Origin of the sequence: Burkholderia alba (genome assembly GCF_034721475.1) — a bacterium.
GTDB lineage: Bacteria > Pseudomonadota > Gammaproteobacteria > Burkholderiales > Burkholderiaceae > Burkholderia > Burkholderia alba.
This window is the reverse complement of sequence record NZ_JAWJWL010000080.1, coordinates 1-5,588: the sequence shown is the minus strand read 5'-3', so window position 1 is coordinate 5,588 and position 5,588 is coordinate 1. Positions and strand designations below refer to the sequence as shown.

Genomic DNA, 5,588 nt, shown 5'->3' with positions numbered 1-5,588 from the left:
AGCGCGTGCTGGCCGTCTCGAAGTGGCGCACCGCCCGGCTCAAGCTCGCGGCGAGCCTCGGCAATCTGGGGTTGTGGGAAGGGAATTAATGGAGTCGCTAAGAGGCCCCTACCTACGTTACTTGATCAATTCTCAGTCGGTACCAACATGTGTTGTCGCGATGCAACTCGTGGTCGAGCGGAACGAATATGCCGCAAAGTCGCACTATAGCTCCATCTGAACACGATTGACCGTTCGCAGATTATTTGTTCACATTCACAGTTGTTACGTACTTCGATAGTTGGTCAGAAACGTTCAAAACCCTGCTGATGTCACGCGTCGTCCCGTTCGGCGCAACATGCGCTGACTGAGTTTCGAGCGCGCTGCCAATCGGGGGCACTGTCACGTTAGCGTAGGATGACGGGATGAAGACGACATCGCTCTATCGTGGACATCGATTTCCAGCAACCATCATCAGCCAAGCCGTGCGTTGGTATTTCAGCTTCCAGCTGAGCCTGCGTGACATTGAGGAGTGGCTGTTCGAGCGTGGCGTGATCGTCAGCCATGAGACGATCCGCCGCTGGTGCGACAAGTTCGGTCGGGGTTCGCCCATCGCGTCAAGGCCGCCCGGCGCAAGCCGGGCAGCACCTGGCATCTGGACGAGATGGGGTGTCGCTGCGCGGCGAGCCCTACCTGCTTTGGCGCGTTGTCGACGAACATGGTGCCGAACTCGATGTGCTGCTGCAGAAGCGGTGCGACAAAATCGCCGTCAAACGTTTCTTTCAGCGGGTGCTGCGCACCTGCCCGGCACCGCGCATGATCGTCACCGATCAGCTACGCAGCTATCCGGCGGTCAAGGCCGACATTCCGGAACTCGCGAATGTGAAGCATGTATTTGTCAAAGCTGCGGCGGGCGTGAACAACCGTGCCGAGAACAGTCATCAGCCTACCCGCGAACGCGAGCGTCGCATGCGCGGGTTTCGAGATCCGCAGCGCACGCAGGTATTCTTGTCGTGCTTCGGCCCAATTCGGCAACACTTTGCGCTCAAACGTCATGTGCTACGCGCGTCGCTCTATCGCAAGCAGCTCGCGACGCAGTTCGAAACCTGGCAACTTTTCACTGGCATGACCCAAAATCCGTCTTTCGCAGCCTGAGCGACCGGCTGAATACTACGGCTTTATCCCGCCAGCGCCAACATGACAATGCCCTGCCCTCGCGTGATCGTGACGGACAAGTTGCGCAGCAGCGAACAACGCCCTGGCGTCTGAACGTTGAGCATCGGCAGCACAAGGGATTGAACAACCGGGCGGAAAATTCGCACCAGCCGACCCGAGTGCGCGAGAAAGTGATGCGGCGATTCAAATCGGCGCGGCAGTTGCAACGATTTTGCTCGGTCCACGGACAGGTTTCGAACCTGTTCATGGGGTGCCGCTACAGTCGGAGCGTGCAGTGCAAACGCGAGGCACGTGCCCAGGCCTTTGCGGCCTGGGAGAGAGCTGCATGCGACCGGATGCCGGCGTAAGCCGATCGATACTCGCCTCACTCGTCCTTTGTCCGGCCGCCGAACAATCTGACAGTACCCCACCGAAGGGTATTTCTCGGTCAGCGTCAACAGTCGATCACCTTATCGGGCATTTCGATTAATTTGCTCTATGGCGGGCAAGTCGTCGAGCAGCAGCTTTCGCGTGTGCGCGAGCAGATCCTTCTTCTGTTTGGTATCCCCGATATGCCACAGCATCGATTGGCTGATCAGGTAGCCATACAGGCTGAAGGCTCGACCTTTCGACTCTGCGGACGAGCATCCCAGCGCGCGGAAGCATTGCTCGGCGTACGCGAGGCGCTGCGCGTCGACATCCGAGATCACGCGCTGTGCGGCCTCGTCCTGCCTGCCCCAGACCCGCACCGATAATTCGATCATCGACGCGCGCCGTGCCGCATGCCCATGAAAGGGTAGCGCGAGCATGTCCTCGACGATTTGCCGAGGAGCCGCATGGGCCAATTCCAATTGGCGAATGATCTGTGCGGTGGCGCTTTCCCGCCAACTCTCCAGGACCTGCGCCAATAGATCACCGCGATCCTTGAAGTGATAGTAGAAGCTGCCCGTCGTGATGCGCAGTTGCTTGGCGAGGGACTCCACCCGGATTTCATCCGCGCTTTTACCGATCAGCAACTCCGTCGCTGCCGCGATCCAGTCCTCCTTGCTGAGGGAGCGGACGGGAGACGCCTTCTTGCGCGGAAACGATGTCATGGCCGGGATGGGGAGTCTAGAAAGGCGAAGTTCACATATTTTTGCACAGATCGTCCAGGGACGCGACGTGTCGTCGATGCCTTGCCTTGACGACCCTTGCAAATCCCTCTAACATAGGTATTCCTATCTTATATAGGTAACCCTACATTATTGGTAGGAAGAGGTGAATATGCGGTAGGCGCATCGTGGATGAGGAAGTTTTTACGGCATAAAAGATATGGACTCCGAAATTAATTCGATGCATTGGTGATTTTGTGGTTCGGAAGCTTTTATGGTGCGGAGCGGCTTCAATTTCCTTGGTGGGTTAAGCGCTTTTTGCCGTTCCAGGTGGGGCGCTGAACGATAAAAAACAACTGGAGGAAGGTATGTGGAAATCAGCGAGATCCTGGATGATTTGGATGGTTGCGATGTTGATCACGCCGACGGTGTGGGCCGGCGGATTTTCCATCACGGCGCAACGTATTCCGAGCTGGGATGGCACGCAATTGTCCGCGGTCGTCATGGCGCCGCAGGGACAAGGAGCGGGGCCTTTTCCGCTGGTCGTCATGCCCACAAGCTGGGGCGCGCCGAATCTGGAGTACGTGGGGCGCGGCGCCGAAATGGCCGGCAACGGATATATCGTGGTGAGCTTCACTTCGCGCGGTTTCTGGGATTCACAGGGCCTGATCGATATCGCTGGTCCCGATACGGTCAAGGATGTGAGCGCCGTGATTGACTGGGCGCTGGCGAATACACCCGTCAATCCCAAGGCGATCGGCGCATCGGGCATTTCCTATGGCGCGGGCATCAGCCTGCTAGCCGCCGAGCGTGATCCGCGGATCAAGGCGGTAGCTGCAATGAGCGGATGGGGTGATCTCGTCGCGTCGTTATATGCGAACCAAACGCCCAGCGCCCAAGGCCTGACGCTCCTGACGGGGCTAAGCACCATCACAGGTCGTCCCGGGCCACTGCTCGCCAGTGCATCGGCGGCGGTCCTGACCGGGCAGTACGAGAAGGGTGTGATGATTGTTGTACCCGCCGCTCCAATTCGCGGTGCCATCAACGATGTAGTGAAACTGAATGCGAACGGGACGGCCGTATTCCTGGCGAACTCGTTCAACGACAGTCTGTTCCCGCCCGGGCAATTCGTCGATCTGTTCAAGGGCATCAGCGGCCCCAAACACATCATGTTCAGTCAGGGCGATCACGCCACGGCGGAGGTGATCGGGGCTCTGGGTTTGCCGAATGAGGTGTATCAAGCGGCCACGCACTGGCTCGATCACTACCTCAAGGGCGTGCCGAACGGGGTCGACACCGAGTCCAGTGTGAGGCTGCGCTCGCAGGACGGCGTCTGGCACGAATACGCAGACTGGCCGGCGGTCCAACAAGGAGCGACGACTTATTCCCTGACGGGTATCCAAGGAGGATTACTTCCGACTGGACAGCTTGCCTCGTCTTCGGGCGGTCCGTGGAGTGCGGGGATTGCGACTGGCATCCCGACGCTTGCGTCGTCCGGCACGGCCATCGTGTCGGGTTTCCTGCAGGGCCTGGATGTGCCGATCCAGACGTCGATTCCGCTGATTCTGCGTGGTGCGGCCGGGGTATGGATGGGGCCGGCACTGCCCGCCGCTCGTCGTCTCGACGGATTTTCGACGCTCCATGTCACGGTGACGCCGAGTCAAGCCAACACGACGCTCTACGCCTACCTGTACAGCGTCGATCGGAACGGTGTGGGACAGCTGCTTGCTCACAAGCCTTATTCATTGCGCGATGTCCAGTCTGGCGTTGCGCAGACGATCGACGTGCGTCTCGAGGCGAACAGTTGGAATATTCCGGCCGGCAACAGCATCGCGCTGGCGATCGGCACGGTGGATACGCGCTACGCCAGCGCGACGACAATCGGCGGCATGGTCGCCTTCAGTTCGTCCGCCGCCAATCCGTCCACGCTGACCGTGCCTTTGCATTGAAGCGAGCTCCTGCTCCGACGGACGGCGTGCGCCTTGTGCCCGTTCGTTCGTATGCGGTCTTTTAACGACGCCCCTCAGAGGTCGGGAGTGGCGTGCATGCCCAGGGCATGAGAGCGTCGTGGGCGGTTGCGGCGAGCGGCAACTTCGCGAACAGCCAGACAAGGTAGTGGTACGGCTCGATGCGGTTCGCCTTGCAGGTTTCGACGAGGGAGTACAGGTTGGCGCTGGCCTGCGCGCCGGTGACCGTGTCGGCAAACAGCCAGCCCTTGCGGCCGCCGACGAACGGCCTGATCGCGTTTTCACACAGGTTGTTCGAGATTGGCCAGTTGCCGTTTTCGACGTAGCGGACCAGCTTGGGCCACTGTCTGCTCATGTATTGCAGCGCCTTGCCAAGCAGACTCGATGGCACAACGCTTGGTAGATGCTCGATCAGCATGTGTTCGACGGTGGCGGGGCCTGTCATTAATTTCGTGTTCGAGGCATATCATGACGCCAAGGAGTCAATATGCCCCGCAAACCGAAAGCCAAACCGGCAGAGCTGCCGGCGATCCCGCCTGAACTGTTGGAACAATTCGGCAACGGCCCGATGACGGCCGAATCCATTCACGCCGCGTCGCTGGCCTTCAAGAAGGCCGTGTTCGAACGAGCACTGGGTGGTGAGATGAACCACCACCTGGGCTACCCGCCCGGCGGCGCCAAGCCCGCCCACGTTGCCAATCAGCGCAATGGCCATGGCGCCAAGACGGTATTGACGGAAGACGGCCACGCTTTCGCGTGGGGTGATGTTGTCTTGCGACGCAATCCCTATTCGGCCCGTTACAGGCTGACCTTCGCTTTCTCCGCACTCCCATGCCTGCACCGCCAACAGCCTCCCTCGCAGTCAGCTTGCCTTGACAGGCAGCGGTACAGGGTTTCCGTGTTCCACATCGTTCGCAAGAATGGTGTAGGTCCCGCCTTTTCACCGGTAGTGTTGCTGTCCGTGCCGCCCCAAGGAATCAAGGGTGGACCCACTACGTTCCCATTTTGGGCAGAGCCTGTCAGTGCCTTTGGCTCTTCGAAGATGACGATGTTTATCAGCGATTCAGATACCTTGACCATGCCATCCAGTCAGCACCCCTCCGCATTGACACTGGCAGAGACGCGTCAGTCTCACGACTTCAGCACGGCCTGCGCCGGGTTACTTTGTTTCGGTGGCTTCACACGGCGCCGTTGCCAGCGCCGCATGCACCGATAGACTACGGGTGACGGAACACCCGGTTTCCTCTCGTTGACTTCAACGATGAAACAACGAACGATGCGACTTTCACGTCGCACACTCCTGCTCTTCCCAGACCCCAATCTGCACGAAGTTGTCCTGGTCGCCGCCGCGGTCATGCACGAAGTAGTGCAACAGCGGCTGGGCCTCGACCAGCTG

At 59.5% G+C, this 5,588-nt stretch carries 2 protein-coding genes and 4 pseudogenes; 4 read left to right on the top strand and 2 right to left on the bottom strand.

Annotated features, from left to right (window positions below):
* Positions 1-404: 404 nt before the first annotated feature.
* Positions 405-1,134: pseudogene (locus tag RZR99_RS31895) on the top strand (IS6 family transposase).
* Between the two features lie 57 nt (positions 1,135-1,191).
* Positions 1,192-1,502, top strand: a pseudogene (locus tag RZR99_RS31890) (DDE-type integrase/transposase/recombinase); the annotation flags it as partial.
* 102 nt (positions 1,503-1,604) lie between these two features.
* Here RZR99_RS31890 and RZR99_RS31885 read toward each other — a convergent pair.
* The gene (locus tag RZR99_RS31885; RefSeq protein WP_323123685.1) at positions 1,605-2,228 is read right to left on the bottom strand and encodes a TetR/AcrR family transcriptional regulator; all 624 of its coding nucleotides are present in this window, start codon (positions 2,226-2,228) and stop codon (positions 1,605-1,607) included.
* Between the two features lie 398 nt (positions 2,229-2,626).
* Here RZR99_RS31885 and RZR99_RS31880 point away from each other — a divergent pair, with 398 nt between their 5' ends.
* Entirely contained in the window at positions 2,627-4,174 is a 1,548-nt protein-coding gene (locus tag RZR99_RS31880) for a CocE/NonD family hydrolase (protein WP_323123684.1), read from the top strand.
* Between the two features lie 61 nt (positions 4,175-4,235).
* Here RZR99_RS31880 and RZR99_RS31875 read toward each other — a convergent pair.
* Positions 4,236-4,619 (bottom strand): annotated as a pseudogene (locus RZR99_RS31875) (IS66 family transposase); the annotation flags it as partial.
* Positions 4,620-4,679: 60 nt separating this feature from the next.
* On the opposite strand from RZR99_RS31875, the pseudogene RZR99_RS31870 reads away from it, so the two are divergent.
* Positions 4,680-4,937 (top strand): annotated as a pseudogene (locus tag RZR99_RS31870) (IS256 family transposase); the annotation flags it as partial.
* Positions 4,938-5,588: the final 651 nt, after the last annotated feature.